At 52.3% G+C, this 20,048-nt stretch carries 17 protein-coding genes; 11 read left to right on the plus strand and 6 right to left on the minus strand.

All coding sequences use genetic code 11. The features are described 5' to 3' along the window. Positions 1-5 precede the first annotated feature (5 nt). Positions 6-1,277 carry a Zn-dependent hydrolase gene (locus D9A02_RS05865; protein ID WP_120500057.1) on the minus strand — a complete coding sequence of 424 codons (1,272 nt, stop codon included), beginning with the start codon at positions 1,275-1,277 and terminating at the stop codon, positions 6-8. Further along, entirely contained in the window at positions 1,274-2,167 is an 894-nt protein-coding gene (locus D9A02_RS05870; protein ID WP_120500058.1) for a dimethylarginine dimethylaminohydrolase family protein, read from the minus strand. Before D9A02_RS05870 ends, D9A02_RS05865 begins: the two co-directional genes overlap by 4 nt. Positions 2,168-2,270: 103 nt before the next feature. On the opposite strand from D9A02_RS05870, the gene D9A02_RS05875 reads away from it, so the two are divergent. Beyond that, a complete protein-coding gene (locus tag D9A02_RS05875) occupies positions 2,271-3,170 on the plus strand; it encodes a LysR family transcriptional regulator (protein ID WP_120500059.1) in 900 nt (299 codons plus the stop codon). 25 nt (positions 3,171-3,195) lie between these two features. On the opposite strand, the gene D9A02_RS05880 is transcribed toward D9A02_RS05875, so the two are convergent. The 3 genes from D9A02_RS05880 to D9A02_RS05890 form a co-directional block, all read right to left on the minus strand. Then, on the minus strand, positions 3,196-4,512 hold the full coding sequence (locus tag D9A02_RS05880) for an HlyD family type I secretion periplasmic adaptor subunit (RefSeq protein ID WP_120500060.1): 1,317 nt from the start codon (positions 4,510-4,512) through the stop codon (positions 3,196-3,198). Then, the gene (locus D9A02_RS05885) at positions 4,509-6,251 is read right to left on the minus strand and encodes a type I secretion system permease/ATPase (RefSeq protein WP_120500061.1); all 1,743 of its coding nucleotides are present in this window, start codon (positions 6,249-6,251) and stop codon (positions 4,509-4,511) included. The genes D9A02_RS05880 and D9A02_RS05885 overlap by 4 nt, the downstream gene beginning before the upstream one ends. 113 nt (positions 6,252-6,364) lie before the next feature. Further along, entirely contained in the window at positions 6,365-7,513 is a 1,149-nt protein-coding gene (locus D9A02_RS05890) for an amidohydrolase (protein ID WP_120500062.1), read from the minus strand. Between the two features lie 150 nt (positions 7,514-7,663). Between D9A02_RS05890 and D9A02_RS05895 the strand changes: the two genes are divergently transcribed. The 5 genes from D9A02_RS05895 (at position 7,664) to D9A02_RS05915 (ending at position 12,909) form a co-directional block, all read left to right on the plus strand. Further along, complete coding sequence (locus D9A02_RS05895) at positions 7,664-8,005, plus strand: DUF2853 family protein (protein ID WP_120500063.1); 342 nt, start codon at positions 7,664-7,666, stop codon at positions 8,003-8,005. A gap of 334 nt (positions 8,006-8,339) precedes the next feature. Then, on the plus strand, positions 8,340-9,467 hold the full coding sequence (locus D9A02_RS05900) for an extracellular solute-binding protein (protein ID WP_120500064.1): 1,128 nt from the start codon (positions 8,340-8,342) through the stop codon (positions 9,465-9,467). Positions 9,468-9,583: 116 nt separating this feature from the next. Further along, positions 9,584-10,696 (plus strand): ABC transporter ATP-binding protein, encoded by a 1,113-nt coding sequence (locus tag D9A02_RS05905; protein WP_120500065.1) that lies wholly within the window; start codon positions 9,584-9,586, stop codon positions 10,694-10,696. Positions 10,697-10,708: 12 nt separating this feature from the next. Continuing rightward, positions 10,709-11,629, plus strand: a complete 921-nt coding sequence (locus D9A02_RS05910) for an ABC transporter permease (protein ID WP_120500066.1) — start codon at positions 10,709-10,711, stop codon at positions 11,627-11,629. Beyond that, positions 11,629-12,909: an ABC transporter permease gene (locus tag D9A02_RS05915; RefSeq protein WP_120500067.1), complete on the plus strand. Its 1,281-nt coding sequence runs from the start codon at positions 11,629-11,631 to the stop codon at positions 12,907-12,909. The genes D9A02_RS05910 and D9A02_RS05915 overlap by 1 nt, the downstream gene beginning before the upstream one ends. Before the next feature lie 46 nt (positions 12,910-12,955). On the opposite strand, the gene D9A02_RS05920 is transcribed toward D9A02_RS05915, so the two are convergent. Continuing rightward, complete coding sequence (locus D9A02_RS05920) at positions 12,956-14,491, minus strand: sulfatase-like hydrolase/transferase (RefSeq protein ID WP_120500068.1); 1,536 nt, start codon at positions 14,489-14,491, stop codon at positions 12,956-12,958. A gap of 137 nt (positions 14,492-14,628) precedes the next feature. On the opposite strand from D9A02_RS05920, the gene D9A02_RS05925 reads away from it, so the two are divergent. From D9A02_RS05925 to D9A02_RS05945, 5 genes are read left to right on the plus strand one after another with little or no spacing between them, the layout of a single operon-like run. Next, positions 14,629-15,462 carry a DeoR/GlpR family DNA-binding transcription regulator gene (locus D9A02_RS05925; protein ID WP_367946744.1) on the plus strand — a complete coding sequence of 278 codons (834 nt, stop codon included), beginning with the start codon at positions 14,629-14,631 and terminating at the stop codon, positions 15,460-15,462. Next, entirely contained in the window at positions 15,462-16,244 is a 783-nt protein-coding gene (locus D9A02_RS05930) for an inositol monophosphatase family protein (protein WP_120500069.1), read from the plus strand. Before D9A02_RS05925 ends, D9A02_RS05930 begins: the two co-directional genes overlap by 1 nt. A gap of 1 nt (position 16,245) precedes the next feature. Next, on the plus strand, positions 16,246-17,931 hold the full coding sequence (locus D9A02_RS05935; RefSeq protein ID WP_120500070.1) for a Na/Pi cotransporter family protein: 1,686 nt from the start codon (positions 16,246-16,248) through the stop codon (positions 17,929-17,931). Continuing rightward, entirely contained in the window at positions 17,928-18,677 is a 750-nt protein-coding gene (locus D9A02_RS05940; protein WP_120500071.1) for an N-formylglutamate amidohydrolase, read from the plus strand. Before D9A02_RS05935 ends, D9A02_RS05940 begins: the two co-directional genes overlap by 4 nt. Then, positions 18,674-20,035: a glutamine synthetase family protein gene (locus D9A02_RS05945; RefSeq protein ID WP_120500072.1), complete on the plus strand. Its 1,362-nt coding sequence runs from the start codon at positions 18,674-18,676 to the stop codon at positions 20,033-20,035. Before D9A02_RS05940 ends, D9A02_RS05945 begins: the two co-directional genes overlap by 4 nt. Positions 20,036-20,048 lie beyond the last annotated feature (13 nt).

A 20,048-nucleotide genomic window follows, 5' to 3' on the forward strand; every position in this document is an offset into this window, starting at 1 on the left:
CTGGGTCATTGCGCAGCCTCTGTAGATTGTTGTTTTGTTAACGGGTGATGTGAGGTTGAGGACAAGTGTAAAGCCGCCCCCAGTAAGGTGTTGCAGCCCGCCTCTAGATGCTCCGGTTCGGCGCTTTCCGCCTCATTGTGGCTAAGTCCATCCTTGCAGGGGACGAACACCATGGCTGTCGGCACTTTGCGTGCCACTTGGCATGCGTCGTGACCAGCCCCAGAGACCATCACACGGTTGGCATAACCGGCAGCACTTGCCGCATTTTGAACCGCATCCACGCATTTGTGATCAAAGTGAACCGGAGGATTGTGCCAGATCATATCAAGGTCGATCTGAGAATGCGTTTCTTGCGCGACGGCGACCCTGAGAGCGGCATCCATTTTGGTGAGAACTGCATCATCCGGATTACGGAAATCAATGGTAAAGCGCACCCCGCCGGGGATGGTGTTACGCGAATTCGGGGTGACATGCATTTCACCGACGGTTCCGACACTATGTGGTGCGTTATCCAATGCGATTTTTTGGACCGCTAATACCAGCTTTGACGCCGCGATCAGGGCATCCTTGCGGCCTGCCATCGGAGTGGAGCCGGAATGCGCATCACGCCCAGACACGATGACATCATACCAGCGCTGGCCCTGCCCGCCACTGACGACACCGATCACCTCATTATGTGCCTCTAATATCGGCCCCTGTTCTATGTGAGCCTCAAGAAATGCCCCCATGACATGCTTGCCGCAAGGTTCTTCTCCGGCAAAGCCAATCCGTTCTAGCTCATCGCCAAAGGTCTTGCCCTCGGCATCCGTGCGACTTAGCGCGAACTCTAGATCAAACAGACCGGCGTAGACGCCGGAACACAGCATCGCCGGGGCGAACCGCGCACCCTCTTCATTGGTCCAGTTGACCACTTCGATGGGCGCATCGGTTTCGAGTTCCAGATCATTCAAAGTACGAATAATTTCCAACCCAGCTAATACGCCATAGACGCCGTCGAATTTCCCACCGTGTGGCTGCGTATCCAGATGGCTGCCAATGGCAATAGGCGGCAAGGAGTTATCCCGCCCTGGACGTCTGGCAAACATGTTTCCAAGTCGATCAAAGTGAACCGTGCAGCCGGCATCACGGCACCACCGCGCAAACAATTCACGCGATTCACGATCACCGTCTGTCAAAGTGAGGCGACCGCAGCCACCCCCCGGAAGCGCATCGATTTTGGCCATCTCCATGATGGTATCCCAAAGACGCGCGCCATTTATCCTTGGTGTGTTGGTCATGCATCCTCCCGACAGAGCGCCTGACTGAGACAGTGTACACCTCCGCCACCAAGAGTAAACATTGACATATCGGGGTCATAAACATCGAAACCCAGCGCCCTCATCTTAGCGTTCAGGTCATTCGCGCCGACCATCGACAGAACTTTGCCATCCCCCAGAGCCACGAGATTGACGCCGAGGTTTTTAGCTTCGCGGTATTCCACCTCGACGATGTCTATGCCCCAACCGCGCACAACATCCACCAGCCAAGGTTCCATCGCGTCTACGCATGCTACAGCAAGATTGTCTGCCAATGGCACGATTAATCCATCCATATGCACGAACTCGCGGCTGATTGGGGCGACCACAGCCTCCCACCCTTCTTTGCGTACAAATTCAGCGACTTGTTCGCTGCCTTCTTTCTCAGACCGCTCGCCACAATAGCCGATCAGCACCTTGCCCGGTGCGATAATATTGAAATCGCCGCCTTCGAAATGCCCGGCCGTAGCGAATTTCCAAATCGGAATATTGTGATCCTGATAAAATTTGATAACAGTGGCGTAGTCGGCACGACGGCATTTGAGCTGCATATGGCAGACTAATGGCCCCCAAGGAGTCATCGCAGAGCTGTCGCGGGCAAAGAAATTCCTGTGCAAAGCTTCGTCCGCGTCCAGATAGTGACAAGTGACACCGTTTTCTTCGTAGATCGAAACCATTTCGGCGTGTTGCTTCATCGCCAGTTGCAGGTCGAACTTAACACCGGTTTTGTCTGCATTTGCCAAGGTGCGGCCGATCAACGGTCCGGCGTCGACCCAACGGTAATATTCAGGCTTGCCCAGCAAGACATCCGTCAGCTTGGCATGGTCATTATTGATGCCCCATTTCGACAGAATTTTTGCCCCGTCCTTCATGATATATCCTTTTGTTCGAGATTTTACTTACGCACAGATTGGCACGTTACATGGCTGCAATAAATTACAGACAAAGAAACTTTACTTGTATAAATATACACATATGTTGCCGCCAAATCTCTCCAAAGCTGACCTACATCTGCTGCATGTCTTCACTAGCGTAGTTGACGCCCGCGGATTTTCTGCAGCCCAGATTGAGTTGAACGTTTCTCCTTCCACAATTTCGCGGCAAATTTCTGATCTTGAGATCCGTTTGGGCATGAAACTTTGTCAGCGAGGGAGATCAGGTTTCAGAGTGACTGAAAAGGGCGATCTGGTTTACCGCGCTGTACAACGTCTGTTTGCCTCAATCCGTGAGTTTACCGAGACGGTCGATGGCTCGCGTGGCAAGCTGGTTGGGAATCTATCCCTAGCGGTGATCGATAATTGGGTTTTTAACAATCACTCACAGTTTTCATCGGCCTTAAAACGCTTTGTCGAACAGGCCCCGGATGTCACTTTGGATCTATATTCGCAGGCTCCGGATGATATCGAACTGGCGGTGCAGGATGGTCGCGTCTCTTTGGGTATTGGGGTGTTTCACAAGCACAAAGCCGGGCTGATTTACGAAACTATCGGGTTTGAGAAGATGGGCCTCTATTGTGCGGAAGGCCATGCATTGTTCACCAAACACAGCGTTAGCAAACAAGAAGAGCTTCTAAAATCCTCACGCTATGCGAAACGCGCTTATCTACGTGAACGTGATGTTGCTCCGATTTCACGTGAGTTGCTTAGCACAGCTCGCGCCCATCAAATTGAAGGAATTGCCCATCTCATTTTAACGGGTAAATATATTGGCTATCTGCCTGAACAATTCGCCAATGTGTGGGTGCGCGAAGGCAAAATGTGTTCGATTGGCGCAGGCCAGTTTGATCAACCATCGCCAATCAAGCTGGTCAGAAAGCGCGGCGCAGATCTCAATCTTGCCGCTCGTACATTCGAGAAGCTGTTGATGAACCAATGATCCCAACAGGTACTGTTTCGTTTGCTTATTCCCTGAATGCCTTGGTGAAGTAATCGGTCAGAGGTTTTACCAGATAAGCCATGGGACTGCGGTCGGCGGTTTTGATAAAGGCTTCGACCGGCATACCCGGGATCAGTACCGCGCCGTCAGGCAGGCGTTTGATCTCGCCCTCATTGAGGATAATTTCAGTCCGGTAATAGCTTTGCTGAGTGTTTTCGTCTTCAAAGGCATCGGCAGAGATAGTGACCACCTTGCCCACCAGTTCAGGGGTTTCGCGTTGATCGAGTGCGGAAAAGCGCAAAATGACGTCCTGATCGATGTTCAGTTTATCAATGTGAATGGTTTCCACCTGTGCATTGATAACCAAGGGTCGGTCTTGAGGCACAAGGTATAGAACCGGGTCGGCTGGCCGAATGACTGAACGCCGGGCAAACACCTGCAAGCCGTAGACAATGCCGGACACTGGGGCCTTGATATCTAGCCGCGAGAGCCGTTCGATCAGTGCGCGGCGTTGTTCATGTAGCTCCAGCTCGCGATATTGCAGGTCGCGTAGTTGGGAAATCGCCTCTTCCCGCCGGGCGGTGCCCAGTTTCAGAATCTCAATTCCGATCTCGGTGATCCGGCCTTCGGCCTGTGCTTTTTGTGCTTCAAGATCACCCATCTGGCCCTGAAGACCAGCTTCTTCGCGTTGCAAGGCCAGAACTCGTGTTGCCTGCGCCAGGCCGCGATCCAACAATTGTTGCTGGTCTGCCAGTTCTTTGGTGATCAGCTCCAGCTGGCGACCAAGGGCGGTTTGTTGCGCCGTAAGTCCGTCGATCTGATTACCAATCTGTCCCCTACGCTTTTCCAACTGGTCAATTTCAGTTTTGATAGAAACCGCCCGTGCGGCCAGAAGCCGTTTTTGCCCTGAAATCAAGTCAGCAGCGTCGGAGTTTTCCTCGGCGATTGTAGTCAACAACCCATCAAAGCTGATCGTTTCATTTCCGTCACGTTCCGCTTCGAGCCGCCCACGTCGGGCGATCAGTTCAAACAGTTGGCTTTCAGTTATGGACAGCTCGGAATTCAGCTCATTTGGATCAAGCCGCACTAGGATATCTCCGAGCTTAACCACATCGCCTTCGTCCACCAGAATATCAGCGACAACGCCACCATCGGGGTGTTGTACCACTTGACGGTTCTGATCCACTTCGATCCGACCGCTGGCAATGATTGCGCCTGAAATGTTGGCCATTACAGCCCAGGCACCAAAGCCACCAATCAATATGAGAAGGGTAAGCAAACCAATGGTTAGCGGCTTGCGTGCAGACCAGCGGTTGGCGTTGTCTTGATTGGGGTTGCTCATTGCACACCTCCTTGCGACGCGGTTTTAGCAATCTCATTGCGGTTTTTAACCACCTGTTGCAGAACTTCATCGCGGGGGCCAAAGGCGCGGACCATGCCGCCATCCAGCATCAACAATAGGTCACATTCGGTTATTGCAGCCGGGCGATGGGCGATGATCAACAGTGATTTATCCTTGGACTTAAATCCACGAATAGCACGGTTGACGGCCTCGCTACCCTCGTTGTCGAGGTTGGAGTTTGGCTCATCCAGGACCAGAAAGACCGGATCACCATATATGGCACGAGCCAATCCAATCCTTTGAGTTTGCCCACCTGACAGACGTCCACCGGTGGCGGTGACGCGGGTGTCATAACCTTGTGGTAATTTTAAAATCATTTCGTGCGCATCAGCCTTGCGGGCCGCCTCAACCACTTTCTCAGCGTCGGGTTCGGGCGCAAGACGGGCGATATTCTCGGCAATGGTGCCGTCAAACAGTTGCACCTTTTGTGGCAGATATCCGATGTGTTGGCCCAGCATATCTGGTGGATATTGATCTAGCGTGGCCCCATCCAACCGGATATCCCCACCCGCAGGCGTCCAGACCCCAGTCAATGCGCGGGCCAACGTGGATTTACCGGCCCCAGATGGGCCAATCACGCCAATGGCTTGGCCGGGGTTGATTGCGAAGTTGAGAGATTTTAGCACGGCCTTATTTTCGCCTGGAGGGGCCAAAGTCAGGTTTTTGACCTCTAGCTTTGCCTTCGGAACGGGCAACGCAGTACGTGCGGTTTCGGGTGGAACAGAGCCTAATAGTTCTGCCAGATTAGCCCAACCACGCATTGCAGCCTGCACCATAGCCCATTGTCCAACAAGTTGTTCAATGGGGGCCAAAGCGCGACCCATCAGAATTGATCCGGCAATCATTGCGCCGGGAGTCAATTCCCCGCGCAACACCATAAGGGCGCCAAGGCCCAGCATGGCGGATTGCAAAAACAGACGGAATGTTTTGGTCGTGGTGGTGAATGTTCCGCCCAGATCGGCGGATCGCATCTGCTCGCCCAAGGCATTGTCGCGCACTTTGTGCCAGCGGGCAAAGGCAGCACCGCGCATGCCTAAGGCCTGCACCATCTCGGCCTCATTACGTAGTTGATCCGAAATCGCTTGCGCTTGCGACGCGGCTTGGCTTGCGGCTTGGGTGGGTAGGCGCGTGACGGCCTGATTGACGATTGTAATCGCAATCAAAACAACGCCACCAAGCAGTGCAAGGATGCCCAGCCACGGATGAAAAATCCAGATACCTAGTAAAAAAATCGGCACCCAAGGCAAGTCAAATAATGATCCAAAGACTGGTGATGAATACAGCCGCGATATTGAAACCAGATCTGCTGAGCCGGCGGCGGCATTGCTGTTGCCAGGACGTGCTGCTTTACGCAGGGCTGCATCAAAAACACGTGGATCCAGATCTGACTGAAATCGCGCGCCGATCCGTCCCAAAATGCGGCCACGGGCATAATCCAGCAGGCCCATCATCCCATAGAGAAACACAACCAGCACAGACAGAGCGACCAGAGTTTCCACTGAACGGCTGCCAAGCACCCGGTCGTACACCTGCAACATGTAAAGCGGCCCGGTCAGCATCAGAAGATTGGCAAAAAAGCTGAAGATCCCGACAAACCAAAACAAACCACGGCTATTTCCGCGTGCTTTGCGTAGCTCGGCTTTGCCGGTCTGTATCATTCTGGCTTCTGGGCCTGCCATGCTGCGCTCATCCCTCGTTGCTGGTGTTCGCTAGTGTTTGTCTGATTTTACCGGTGAATTACAGATTGTACGCGGCTTGTCCACACAAGCATGAGGTGTTGAGCGGGATGAAGCTAACCTAGGATATGACGTATAATTCCTAAGAACAGATTGGCTCCTTGAGGAATCAATGCATCAGGGAAATCAAAATCGGGGTTATGAAGCTGTGGTTGATCGATACCTGAACCAAGAAAAATCATCGCGGCTTTGGTTTCGTCGCGACCAAAATGGCCAAAATCCTCTGACCATTGCATCGGATGAGACATCAGTTCGGCCTGGATTCCGTTTCGCGTTGCCCCTGCTTTCACAAGTGCAACGGCTTCGTTTGCATTGACCGAGGCCGGAAAGACATCGTGCCAGCTGATACTGCTGGTCAGATTGCCCGCAGCGTTCGCAACGCAGGTTTTGGCGGCGTTCATCAGCGCGTCCATTTTTGCGTTAGTGACACTGCGCAATGTGACCAGCAGTTCGCCCTCACCGGGGGAAATGCCAAAGGTGGCCTCGCCTAAACGCACGTGGGTTAGCGTTGAAAGGGCGAATTCTTCGTTCAGGGTACCACCGGTGCCCAGCTGGGCCAGTTCTGCCATCAGTTTGGCCATAGCGGGTGCGGGGGAAATTCCGTCTTCAGGTGCGGCGGCATGCGAGGTTTTTCCGGTGAACGCAATGCGCATGCCGCGAGATGCGCAGTTTGCAACGCCATCAGCCAACCTCGTCAGGCCAAGCGGCCAGCCTGGGACATTGTGCAGGGCGAATGCATAGTTCGGGCGAATTTCAGCATATTTAGGGTCTGATATTACAGCTGATGCACCTGCGCCGGTTTCCTCAGCGGGTTGGAACAATAGGACTACTCGTCCATTGCTTGGACGTTTCTGACTAAGGGCAAGCGCCACCGCCATCACAATGCTCATATGTCCATCATGCCCACACAGATGTGCGGTGCCGGGGACCAGTGAACGATACGGCAGGTCAGATATTTCTGCGATCGGTAGGGCATCCAGTTCGCATCTGATTAATACGGTCGGGCCATCGGCCTGACCACGAAATTCACCCGCAACACCATGCCCTCCAAGGCTGGTAATGACGCGGTCAGCACCGGCGGAGTGCAGCATGGTTGCAATCCGTTGGGCCGTTTCACATTCCTGACCAGAAATTTCCGGTGCGCGGTGCAGAGTTTGACGTAAGGCAACCATCTGATCAACTTGGGAAGTAATGAGTTCGGTCATGGGCTTGCGTTCCTAGTTACTTCTTCTTCTGAGGGGGAATTCAGCCGAGTTTTCCCTTTGTCAGATTGCAAATTGTGGCTACCGTATCAGTGATACCTATTCAGGTGAGGAATATTACCAGTTCAGTGCTCAGGTTAAAGGGAGATATACATGGGACGTCGTGATGATTTGATTGCAACATATGCAGATGATTTGCGTAACAAATGCGGGATGGAGCCGGATATGGCTTTGTTGGAAAAGGTGACCATCGGTTGCGGCCCGGCAATTTATGACAATGATGCATCCACAGTGGCGGCGACACAGCAAAGTGAGATCGATACCGTCAAGAACAACTTTTTGATCAAGAAATTGGCTCTGGATGATGGTGCGCATCTGGATGATGCCATTGCCCATGTCTTGGATACCTATGGTCGTTCGGAGCGGAATAAATATCGGGCCGTTGTGTACTACATGTTGGTAAAGCACTTCGGAAAAGAAGCGCAATACAGTTAAAAATTAGACCTAATTATGCCATATCACGCCCGCCTGAATTCAGGCGGGCGTTTTGTTTTTTTCACTCAGACCGATTAAATTTATGACCGGTCTCAACGGTTTATCAATGTCAAAGCTTGACAGAGGCCACCTCATAGTCCGAAGCTGTCTTGGGGAGATTGTCCATATTTTCGCATTTGACATGGATGCAGTGCATTTGAATAGGTTCGACTGATGGCTCGCTATGGCTGAGCATTGGAACGATTAACTTATGAAACTGGCATTAAGTATGTCATGAAAATGTGGCAATAAAATCGCCATATATAAGAATACTAAAGTCCAACAGGAGTATGTTATGAAAAAGCAAATGAACCGCCGTAGTGTGCTGAAGGGCACCGCTGCGTTTGGTGGTGCGGCCCTTGCGGCGCCGCTCTATTCAAAAAGCGCACTGGCCTCTTCAGGTGAGATCAACATCTTGATGTGGTCGGATTACCTGCCACCGGCGTTCCTTGAAGAGTTCGAAGCCGAAACCGGAATCAAGGTGAACTACACTGGTATCGGGTCTAACGAAGAAATCATAAACAAGATGAAAGCGACCAAAGGTCAGGGCTTCGATATTGTTAGCCCCACCAACAACCGGTCGCTGCAATGGGGTCCGCTGGAGCTGCTGCAAGCCTTTGACCTGAACAAGGTCAATGTTGACGCGGTGAACCCTGCGATGATGAAGATCGGTACCGACGCTTGGAACTTTGGTGATAGCGGCGCGCATTGGCTACCGCATATCTGGGGTACTGAAGGCATCGCATATCGTACTGATCTGTGGCTGCCTGAAGGTGACGCACCTTCTTATGGGGATGTCTGGTCCGAAGCGAACGCTGGTAAAACCATGGGCCGTGCGCATTCGATGATGCTGGGTGCTGGCCTCTATATGGAAGCGTCCGGTGAGATGGATGCAGGTTCTGTCTGGTCCGCGTATGAGAACGAAGAAAACATGCGCAAGGTCTGGGGTCAGATCACTGATTGGTGTGTGGCACGCAAAGACCGGATCAAACTGATCTGGAACGATGCTGACACGCAAAAGAACGGCCTGTTGAACGAAGGCGTGATTGTTGGCCAAACATGGGATGGCCCACCGCTGGCGCTGAAATCTGCGGGTGAGCCGGTGCATTATCAAGCCCCGGTTGAAGGTGCGATGGCTTGGGTTGACGGCATGTCGATGCCAGTTGGTGCGACTAACATCGATCAGATCTATGCGTTCATCGAATTTGCCTACCGTAAAGAGCCTGCAGGTGTCGCGATTGACAGCCACGGCTATAACTCGCCAGTTCTTGGCGCGGATACGTTCTCGGGCGATGTTTATAAGAAGAACTTTGCCGAAGCCTATCCAGGTGACAGCCTTGCCAATCTGAACCCATGGCCGGCCGAAGCGCCATGGTATGCGGACATCCGGACAGAGTTCGTGAACAAGTTCAAGAGCGCCTGATCGCTCTGAAACCAGCCCCCTGCGTTAGCGCGCGGGGGGCTATATTTGCGCCTGAAAGGCCAAAAAGACTGACATAAAACAGCGGTAAAGAACCGCGATGTAGGGAGAAGTGGAACATGAGTGCTGGAGTAGGCGTCGATCTTGAAAACCTCTGGATCCGCTTTGGGGATTTTGTCGCGGTTCGCGACGCAAACGTACACATCAAAGGGGGCGATTTCTTTTCGTTCTTGGGGCCATCGGGGTGTGGGAAAACCACCATCTTAAGGGCTGTATCTGGATTTTTGGAGCCCTCCGAGGGCAACGTCTTGATCGGCGGCAACAATATGAAAGGCATTGGTCCGAACAAACGGCCAACTGCATTGATCTTTCAAAACCTTGCCCTTTTCCCATTGATGAAAGTCTGGGAAAACATCACATTTTCAATGGAAATCAAAGGTGCCAGTGCCGGTGAGCGTCGCAAACGCGCTGATGAGCTACTGGACATGATTGCTCTGCCTGATCAGGGGGACAAGCTGCCCTCGGAATTGTCTGGCGGTCAACGTCAGCGGGTTGCAATTGCCCGTGCGCTTTGTGCCGAGCCTGATGTGCTATTGCTGGATGAGCCGCTATCAGCGCTTGACCTTAAGCTGCGCCAGCATATGCGGACTGAACTGCGCGAAATTCAAAAACGTGTTGGCATTACCTTTATTTACATCACCCACGATCAGGGCGAAGCGCTGACAATGTCAGACGACATCGCGGTAATGCGTGCTGGTGTGATTGATCAGATTGCCGATGGCAAAACCATCTATAATGATCCTGCAACTGCCTTTGCAGCGTCCTTTGTGGGGGAAAACAATGTTTTCCGCGGTAAGGTGTCTAAGGTGATGGGCAATGAGGTGATGATCTCGACCAATCGCTCAGGCAATTTGGTCTCACGGGTCTCAACGGCCAATCAAGGCAAGTTGAAGGAAGGTGACGAGGCGATGATGTTCATCCGCCCCGAGGCCTTTGCGCTGGCCCCCGATGGCGCCAGTGGTGACCATTTTGTCACTGCGACAGTCACGCATGAAGAGTTTGAGGGCAACACTTTCAATATCTTCACCGAAGGCGACGGCGGCAAAGAGATTAAGATCTCGATCCCGAACCTTGGTCAATCATTTGAATCTCATACCGGTCAGCCGATCACGTTGGAATACGACAGCAACAATGCTGTTGCGGTTCCAGCTGGTGAGCTGGCTGCGGAATAGGGAGGCCGAGATATGCCCGGCTTCCTTAAGGAGTTTTTAAACCGCAACGGCACAGGGATGGGATTGGCAATCCTTGGTCTGGTCCTGTTCTGGACTGTTGGCCTGATCATTCTGCCGCAGTTGTCGATGCTTGATTTCTCATTCCGTCCAAACCTGCCCCCTCCGGAAATTGGTGGGCCAAAGGACGTTTATACGCTTGAGAACTATAAATACTTGATCTTCGGTCCAGAGGGCGGCAGTCAGAATTACAACGTGGTCGACCTCAAGGTGTTTTACCGGACGTTGATTGCGGCGGTTTTTGTCACCATCTTCAACCTGATCTTGTGCTACCCGATCGCTTATTATCTGGGTCAAAGCAAAGGTAACCACATCCGCATTTTTGCGCTGATGCTGATTATTCCTTACTGGATCAACGAGATCTTGCGCGCCTTTGCCTTGCGGATCATCTTTGGTGAAAGTGGCGTGCTGAATACTGTGCTGATGGGGCTTGGTGTGTTTGATACGCCATTTGACTTTGTCCGCAATGACATCGCGCTTTATGCTGGTTTGGGATATGCCTACATTCTGTTGATGATCTTCCCGATCTATAATGTGATCGAAAGTCTTGATCGCAACCAGATCGAAGCGGCACGGGATATGGGGGCCTCTTGGACGCGTATTCACCGGCGGATTGTTATTCCCTATGCCAAACCGGGCATCAGCTCGGGTTGTACCATGGTGTTCATGTTGTCAGCCGGTGCGCTGGCCGCGCCTCAGATCCTTGGGGGGCCGTCCAGTCTGTGGTTTACGCAGCTGATCTATCAGCAGTTCAATGACAACAGTGACTGGCCGCAGGGGGCTGCCTATGCAGTTGTTCTGCTGGTGACCTGTATCTTGCTGGTGCTGCTTGCCATGCGCCTGTTCAAAGTGAACATGGGGGATATTGGCAAATGATGAGCGAACGTATCATTCGTTACAGCATCTGGATCTATCTGGCGATTTTCTTCTCCTATCTGCTGGGTCCATTGGTGATCATGTCGATCACCGCGTTCAACTCTCCTACGTTTCCGCGGGCAACACCGTGGGAATGTCTGACTTTTGAATGGTTTTCAGCCCTGTTTCAGGATCAGCGTATTCTGAACGGGATCAAGAACTCTGTGGTTGTGGGGCTTGGGACTGTCATTTTGTCGGTCTCAATGGGTCTGGCAGGGGCGCTTATGCTGACCCAGATCTGGCCAAAAATGCGCGCCACTTACTATACCATCATCATCGCGCCGATTCTTATTCCCGGCGTTGTGATTGGTATCTCGACCTTGGTGTTCTGGGATCGGGTCAACCGTATGTTGGGTCTGGGTGCGGATAGCTTTTTGTCAAACGGCTTGTTCCTGACGATCATTGGTCAATCGACCTTTATCGCCAGCTATTGCTTGTTGGTTCTGGTCGCGCGTTTGCAACGCTATGATCTGGCTCTGACCGAAGCGGCGCTTGATCTGGGGGCCAGCCACGCGCAGGCCTTTCGTAAGATCCTGCTGCCGTTCATGCGGCCGGCGCTTGCGTCTGCAGCGGTACTGGCGTTCCTGGCAAGCTTTGAAAACTACAACACCACCACGTTTACCTTTGGTGAATATCCAACGTTGACGATCGAGCTGGCGCAAAAGGTCCGCTACGGCATCACGCCTGCGATCTCAGCCTTGGCGTTTATCATCGTGGCGCTGACGGTGTTTTTTGCCCTGATCAACGAAAGCAAGATCAAACGCAAAGAGCAGGTCATGGAGGCGCGTAAAAACGCCACCGTGGGTGAGCTGAGTAAAGGGGTGAAAGTTCCCGGTTTCCTGAGCGGTAATCCGGCGGCTATAGTACTGGTGCTGTTTTGTTTTGCGTCGGTGGCAGTGGTTGGTACTGCAACGGCTTATAGCCCTGACCAGTGTGTGGCTCGTGTCAAAGAGCAAAAGCAAATCGAAGCATCCGAGCGTATTCAGGAGTTGCGCCGCAAGCGTGACGAAGAAAACCTGAAGAAGTTCAAAGGTGTCTTTGATCCCGATGATATCGCACCAAATGAGGAAAGCGTTCCTAAGCAGGATAATAATTCCGGGTTTAGCGGTGTCTTTGACCCCAATGCGCTGAATGGCGAGGATGGCACGCAAGACGATAGTGATGCATCTGGGGGTGACGACAGTGGCAACAGTTCGGGCTTTGGTGGGGTGTTTGACCCCAACAACTTGAACTCGGAATAAATTCAGCATGAGCCGCCCAATTTGGGCGGCTCATTTTCTGTTAGATCTATGAGTGACGTGAGCGCGATTTTGGTCCATCGGTCGTGATCGTATCCAGCGAAAGTGTATGATCCATATTACGCATCCGATGGCGAAGCATGGCGCGGGTCAGTCGGTTCAGGTCGGATGTAAATTCGGGCTGGTCTGCTACATTTTCCAACTCGCCCTTACCATGATGGTCAAACAACATCGGCGGTAGGTCGGCAGCAAACTCAACCAAGCTAAAACGCGCGTCGCGTAGAATGCTGAGGCAGGAGTCGCTGGGCCCAGTGTTCAAGGCCTTTTCCCATAATGTGGGGGACTGTGGTTCGGAAAAGTCCAGTTCCGAAAAACTGTAGCTTCGCCAATCCTGTGGTGTTTCCCCCTGAAGAAGTGGCATCAGCGAGCGGCCATCCATCGAATTAGGGATTCCTTGCCTAACCCAATCAAGAATGGTTGGCGCTACATCAATGGATTCGGTTGGAACAGAGACTGTTTTTCCCGCATTTTCATCATTATCTGGCATCCGAATGATCAGCGGCGTGTGATAGGCCGCGTCATAAACCGTCATCTTGCCCCAGGCATGACGATCCCCCAGCATTTCGCCGTGATCGGCGGTGACAACCAGCAACGTGTTGTCATACTGACCACTGGTTTTGAGGTGCTCAACCACCCGTCCGATGTGGTGATCGACTTCGGTAGCCAGCCCCAGATAGACTGCTCGTAGAGTTTGGATGTTTTTATCTGTGGGCTTCAGATCCGGGAAACCTTCGACAAAGTTTGCAATCGACATGCTATCAAGCATCGGGCCGAAAAACGGATGGGTATCGAATTCACTTGTCGTATTGTCCAATCTTTGTGGAAATGGAAGGCTGGCTGGATCATACATATTGTTATAGGGTGCGGGGGCCACAAGTGGCGGATGCGGACGGATGTAAGTCAGGTGCGCAAACCAGTTTTGGCTGGAATAGGCTCTTATTTTTCCCAAAAAGGAATCCGTTAGAAACGCCGTATCGCTATGCTCAGCGGTATAAATGGCTGGCCCGTTTAGGCGCGGTGTTCCATCGGCATCGGGTTGTGGTCTATAAACATCCCAATAATTGCTGACCTGGTATCCCTCAGCCATCAGCATGGATTGCCAAGGGTATGACATTTCCATTCGCATTTCGGTCATCTCGTGAAACCCGGCCATCGGATATTCATAGGTCTTCATTGCTGGGTCATTGGGGTGATGCACCCGCGGATCGGCAGAAGTGTCGGTATAGCCAAACAGCATCGGCAAATAACCCGCCTTGCGCATTTCCGTGGCGACGTTCGGCGTGTCATGGCGCAGTGGCGTGCCATTACGGACCGAACGATGGTTCATCGCATATTGTCCGGTTAGAATGGATGCGCGTGAAGGGCCGCAAGGGTTAGTAACGGAATAATGTCGATCAAATGTCACCGCGTCCTGCATCAGTGCACGTAGGTGGGGCAGGTTCACATGATCGGCCAATGCGCCCTTTAGGCAGTCGGCGCGCAACTGATCAATAATAATGAACAGGACGTTTCGCGTGTTCGGCATGGGCCTGCTCCGGTCTAACCACGGGTGATGACCTTGATAGATCACCACATCCGAGAACGCGTCACAATTCAAAAAACGACTCAATGCTGACGCATATCCACATAATTTTTGTTTTTTTATGGGGAAAAGAAATTAATTTGACCGTTTTTGTTGATTTATGTGGGTTTTTGCGTGTTTATAGCGACATGAAAGATCAATCGACACATTCCCACCGGGAGCTGGAGCTTTTGGCAGCCCTACGGCGGCTGGGCGGATCTGCACGCTCGGCTGATCTGGCGCGGCTTCTGGATGTGTCAGAGGAAACCGTGCGCCGGGCGATTAAATCTCTCGCAAAGGCTGGTGTGCTCCAGCGTGTACATGGTGGGGCGCATTTGTCAGGAAGCCAAGGGGACAGCAGTTTCTTCCAGCGTATTTCTGAATATTCCAAGCAAAAACGCGCAATTGCGAAGGCTGTTCCTGATTTGATTGATCGCGGGCTGACGGTATTTCTGGATGTCGGATCGACCACGGCATTTATCGCAGAAGAGCTTAGTTTGCGGAGTGATCTGACGTTTGTCACCAACTCGATCAGCGTGGCGCAAACATTGGTCAGTCACGAGGGCAACCGGGTGCATATTCTGGGCGGGGAAATGCAAAATAATGAACGCGGAGCCTTTGGGCATGTGACCGAAACCCAAGCGCGCCGGTATTCATATGACGTTGCGATCCTGTCTGCTGATGCGCTTTCAGTGCGTTCTGGGCCGCTTTATCTGAATGCGGCCGAGGCGTCACTCAGCGAAGTTGTAGCTGAGTGTGCCAATCAGATTATTTTGCCGGTCGATCATCATAAATTCAATGCCTTAGCGCCGCATCGCGGAATTGATCCACAGCGGGTTGATGTTTTGCTGGCGGATCAGGCCCCATCAGCGGATTTGGCAACCGCGTTGCAAAACTGGGATGTAACGCTGACAATTTGCGACGGAAAGACATAATGGTTCAAAACGATTTGAAACTGACATTGGCGGATCATGCCGCACGCATTGCCGACATCGCCGGTGATGCCGCCAGGGGCTATTTTCGTGGGCGGTTGGGGGTCGAGTTTAAGACGGATGAAAGCCCGGTTACGCAGGCCGATAAAGGTGTAGAAGACAAGGTCCGCGAATACATAAAGGAACACTTTCCTGATCACGGAATCTTTGGCGAAGAACACGGTATCGAGGGTGAAAACAGCCGCCAGATGTGGGTGATTGACCCAATCGATGGCACCCGATCATTTTTGTCGGGACATCCGTTGTTTGGGTTTTTACTTTGTCATCTGATGGACGGTCTGCCGCAGATTGGCGTGATTGGCATGCCCGCGCTGAACGAAGTGTTGATTGGCGAAAAAGGTCAGGGCACCACACTGAACGGGTCATTGGTGCGCAGTTCTGCCCAAACCGAGCTGTCGAAGGCCATTCTTTTCGTTAACGAAGGCGAAAAACTGCATCGCGATTACCCGGAGATGTTCGATCAATTGATTAATGCGGCGCAGACGATGCGGTTTTCTTATGATTGCTATCCGCATGCCTTGTTGGCGATGGGACATGTTGATGCCGTGGTCGATTATGATCTTCAGCCTTATGATTATCTGGCGGTTTCTGTTGTAGTTGAGGAGGCAGGCGGCATTGTAACTGATTGGGCGGGCAGGCCACTGACGTTACAATCCGACGGCCGGATTGTCTCGGCTGCGACGCCCCAGCTTCATGCGCAACTTTTGACACAGGTAAACAGCTGACATGGCGATATTAAGTTTTATCATCCAACTGGCTGGTGCGACGATGTTGCTGCTGTTTGCGGTTCGCATGGTCCGCACCGGGATTGAACGCAGTTATGGCGCCTCGTTCCAGCGTCTGATGACGTCAGGACGCAGCCCATTGCAGTCCTCCGCAGCAGGCGTTGGGCTGGCGATTGTGTTGCAAAGTTCGGCCGCGGTGGCATTGCTGGCCTCTGGCTTTGTGGCCAGTGGCTTTATGAATTTTCCAACCGCTATTGCCGTGGTGTTGGGTGGCGATCTGGGGTCGGCTCTGGTGATCCAGATCCTGTCGTTTCGAATGGATTGGTTGGTGCCGGTGCTACTGGCTATTGGCGGATATTTGTTTGTCAAAGTCGAAAACCGAAAATGGCGACAGGCGGGGCGGATCTTTATGGGGATCGCTTTTATCCTGATCTCGCTCCGGTTTCTGCGTGAGGCGATGGACCCGATCCGTGATAGCGCGTTCTTGCCGGCGATCGCAGAATTTCTTGCACGCGATTATATAACGGCCTTTTTGGTGGGTGCGGCATTGGCCTTTGTTATGCATTCCAGCGTGGCGGCCATTTTGATGTGTGTAACATTGGTTCAGATCAACGCTATTCCTTTTGCTGCTGGTTTGTCGCTAGTGTTAGGGGCCAATCTGGGTTCGGCATTTATCCCGGTTTGGTTGACGCGTGGAATGGAAACCTGTGCTCGCCGTATTCCCTATGCCAATCTGGCATTACGCGGTGTTTGGGCTGTTTTTGCACTGTTTAGTGTCAATTTTGCCCTGCGTTCGGGTTATATTGCGGTGCCAGAAACCGGTCAGATGCTTGTGATGGCACATATTGCATTCAATGCCGCCTTGGTGGTGCTTGCCATGCCATTTGGCAAACCGCTTGAGAAGTTGTTGCAAGCGCTGTTGCCTGATCATGAAAACCTGCCCGGAAGTGACCCTTTGACCTCGCGACCCGTTTCGGCCTTGGATATTGACGACATCGGCACCCCGGCACAGGCGATTTCCAGCCTCAAGAAAGAACTGCTGCGCATGTCTGATTTGGTAGATGCGATGTTCCGGCCGGTGCTGGATCTATACAAGGTCAAGGATGCCGATAAAGCCCGCGCGGTTCAGAACATGGATCATGAGGTTAACGAATGCCTGTCGGGTATCCGTGAATTTGTTGCTGCGATCCCGACCAAAGAGTTTGGGAAAGAAAATGCCAAAGTTGTACGCGATCTGATGGAATATGCCATTCGTCTGGAAACGGCGGGTGATGTTGTGGCCAAGCGGCTGACCATTCTGTCCAAAGACCTGCATAAACTGGATGCACAGTTCTCGCGCGAGGGCTGGAGCGAGTTGCTCAAGATGCATGAAAGTATCATGTCTAACCTCAAACTGGCATCTAACATTCTTGTCTCGGACGATTTGGAAAGTGCGCGTATCTTGAGCCTTGAAAAGACAGAGCTGAAACGTGCTGAACGGCAAAGTCGTAAGGGTCACCTCAAGAGATTACAAAACGGGCAGGTCGCAAGCTTTGAGACCAGCGATATCCACCTTGAAACACTGCGCGCCCTGCGGGAATTCAACAGCCATATCGCAGCAGTTGCCTATCCCGTGCTTTATCGCAACGGTCAACTGCTTGAGACCCGGTTGATTGAAGACATGCCCACCCTCGAGGAGGCAGAATGAGCGATACGGTCGAAATTCTGAATCCGCAAGGTCAGGGGCAGGTAGTGATTCTATGCGAGCATGCCTCTCATCATATCCCGCAAATCTACGACGGGCTGGGCCTGGCGCCTGAACACCGCGAAGGTCACGCTGTATGGGATCCGGGCGCGCGCGCGTTGTCATTGCAGTTGTCCAAGATGTTGGATGCCCCGGTTGTGGCCAGTTGTGTTTCGCGTCTGGTGTATGATTGCAATCGTCCGCCCAATGCCCACAGCGCAATGCCTGTCAAATCCGAACTTGTTGATATACCGGGCAACATAGACTTGTCACAGACCGATCGGGATCTGCGTATCATGTCTGTATACGAGCCGTTTTGCGCCGCGGTGTCGCAAGTGTTGGAACATGCCAAAGCAGATACAGTTGTGGTTACCGTCCATTCGTTCACACCAGTTTATTATGGCAAGCGCCGCCGGGTTGAACTTGGCCTACTGCATGATGAGGATAGCCGCTTGGTTGATGCGATGCTGGCACATAAAGCTGCGCTGCCAAAACGGGTGACATTACGAAATGAACCTTATGGCCCCGAAGATGGTGTGACCCATTCATTGCGGATACACGCGCTGAGCCGGGGCTTGGCCAATGTGATGATTGAGGTGCGCAACGACCTGTTGCAAACCGATGAACAAATCAGTGCTATGGCTCAGGAAATTCTGACGCTGCTAATGCCGGCACTGAAGGAAATCGCGTTCAAGGAGGATGAATCGTGAGTGGAGTTTTAAGTTTTGAGACATTGAAAGAGCAGGTTTCAGCCGGAGAGGTTGATACGGTTCTGGTCTGTCTGGTGGACATGCAGGGCCGTCTGCTGGGTAAACGGTTCCACGCGGGCCATTTCATCAATGGTGCTTATGAAGAAACCCATTGCTGTAACTATCTACTGGCCACTGATCTTATGATGGCCACGCCTGATGGTTATGAAAGCACCTCGTGGGAGCGCGGCTATGGCGATTATGTCATGAAGCCGGATCTGTCCACGTTGCGCCCAATGCCATGGCTTGATGGCACAGTGATGGTGCTGTGTGATGTGTTGGATCATCATACCCACAAAGAGGTGCCGCATAGCCCCCGTTCAATTCTGAAAAAGCAAATCAAACGGCTTGAGGCGATGGGCTTTGACGCCAAAATGGCGACCGAGCTGGAGTTTTTCCTGTTTGCTAAAAGCTTTGATGAAATCCGCAAAAGCGGGTTCCGTGATTTAGAGCCTATTTCGGGCTATAACGAAGATTATCACATCCTGCAGACCAGTCGCGAAGAACATGTTTTACGCCCTATTCGTAACCATTTGTGGGATGCTGGCATCCCGATTGAAAACTCTAAAGGAGAGGCGGAGACTGGTCAGGAAGAGGTGAACATAAAATACGATGCCGCCCTGAATACCGCTGATTATCACACCATTGCCAAACACGCGATCAAAGAGATCGCTTGGCAACAGGGGCATGCCGTGACCTTCTTGCCGAAATGGCATCACGACAAGGTCGGCAGTTCCAGCCATGTGCATCAATCGTTGTGGAAGGATGGCAAGCCCGCTTTCTATGACCCAGATGACAAATTGGGCATGTCGGCATTGATGAAAAATTACATGGCGGGGATGCTGAAATATGCGCCAGACTACACCTATTTCATGGCACCCTATATCAACAGTTACAAACGTTTCATGAAGGGCACTTTTGCGCCAACGAGAATTATTTGGTCAGTTGATAACCGAACCGCTGGCTTCCGCCTGTGCGGGGATGGTACCAAAGCAATCAGAGCTGAATGCCGCATCCCGGGCTCAGACATGAACCCTTATCTTGCGATGGCAGGCATGCTGGCGGCTGGAATTGCCGGGATCGAAGAAGGGTTGGAGTTGCAGGCGCCGTCAGTGGGCGATGTATACCAAGGTGATACCGGCATGATTCCGGGCAATCTGCAGGCAGCGCGTGACACCTTGAATGGGTCCAAAATGCTGCGCGTCGCGTTTGGTGATGATGTGGTAGATCACTACACTCGAGCGGCTGAGGTTGAGATTGAGGAATTTGAGCGCGTAGTGACCGATTATGAGGTTGCGCGTGGATTCGAATTGGCCTGATGGCCTTTGGAAT

The organism is Roseovarius sp. EL26 (assembly GCF_900327775.1).
Taxonomy (GTDB): Bacteria; Pseudomonadota; Alphaproteobacteria; order Rhodobacterales; family Rhodobacteraceae; genus Roseovarius.

Coding starts and splice junctions, on each gene's coding strand:
- D9A02_RS05865 (WP_120500057.1), bottom strand. CDS start 1,277: ATGACCAACACACCAAGGATAAATGGCGCGCGTCTTTGGGATACCATC.
- D9A02_RS05870 (WP_120500058.1), bottom strand. CDS start 2,167: ATGAAGGACGGGGCAAAAATTCTGTCGAAATGGGGCATCAATAATGAC.
- D9A02_RS05875 (WP_120500059.1), top strand. CDS start 2,271: ATGTTGCCGCCAAATCTCTCCAAAGCTGACCTACATCTGCTGCATGTC.
- D9A02_RS05880 (WP_120500060.1), bottom strand. CDS start 4,512: ATGAGCAACCCCAATCAAGACAACGCCAACCGCTGGTCTGCACGCAAG.
- D9A02_RS05885 (WP_120500061.1), bottom strand. CDS start 6,251: ATGGCAGGCCCAGAAGCCAGAATGATACAGACCGGCAAAGCCGAGCTA.
- D9A02_RS05890 (WP_120500062.1), bottom strand. CDS start 7,513: ATGACCGAACTCATTACTTCCCAAGTTGATCAGATGGTTGCCTTACGT.
- D9A02_RS05895 (WP_120500063.1), top strand. CDS start 7,664: ATGGGACGTCGTGATGATTTGATTGCAACATATGCAGATGATTTGCGT.
- D9A02_RS05900 (WP_120500064.1), top strand. CDS start 8,340: ATGAAAAAGCAAATGAACCGCCGTAGTGTGCTGAAGGGCACCGCTGCG.
- D9A02_RS05905 (WP_120500065.1), top strand. CDS start 9,584: ATGAGTGCTGGAGTAGGCGTCGATCTTGAAAACCTCTGGATCCGCTTT.
- D9A02_RS05910 (WP_120500066.1), top strand. CDS start 10,709: ATGCCCGGCTTCCTTAAGGAGTTTTTAAACCGCAACGGCACAGGGATG.
- D9A02_RS05915 (WP_120500067.1), top strand. CDS start 11,629: ATGAGCGAACGTATCATTCGTTACAGCATCTGGATCTATCTGGCGATT.
- D9A02_RS05920 (WP_120500068.1), bottom strand. CDS start 14,491: ATGCCGAACACGCGAAACGTCCTGTTCATTATTATTGATCAGTTGCGC.
- D9A02_RS05930 (WP_120500069.1), top strand. CDS start 15,462: ATGGTTCAAAACGATTTGAAACTGACATTGGCGGATCATGCCGCACGC.
- D9A02_RS05935 (WP_120500070.1), top strand. CDS start 16,246: ATGGCGATATTAAGTTTTATCATCCAACTGGCTGGTGCGACGATGTTG.
- D9A02_RS05940 (WP_120500071.1), top strand. CDS start 17,928: ATGAGCGATACGGTCGAAATTCTGAATCCGCAAGGTCAGGGGCAGGTA.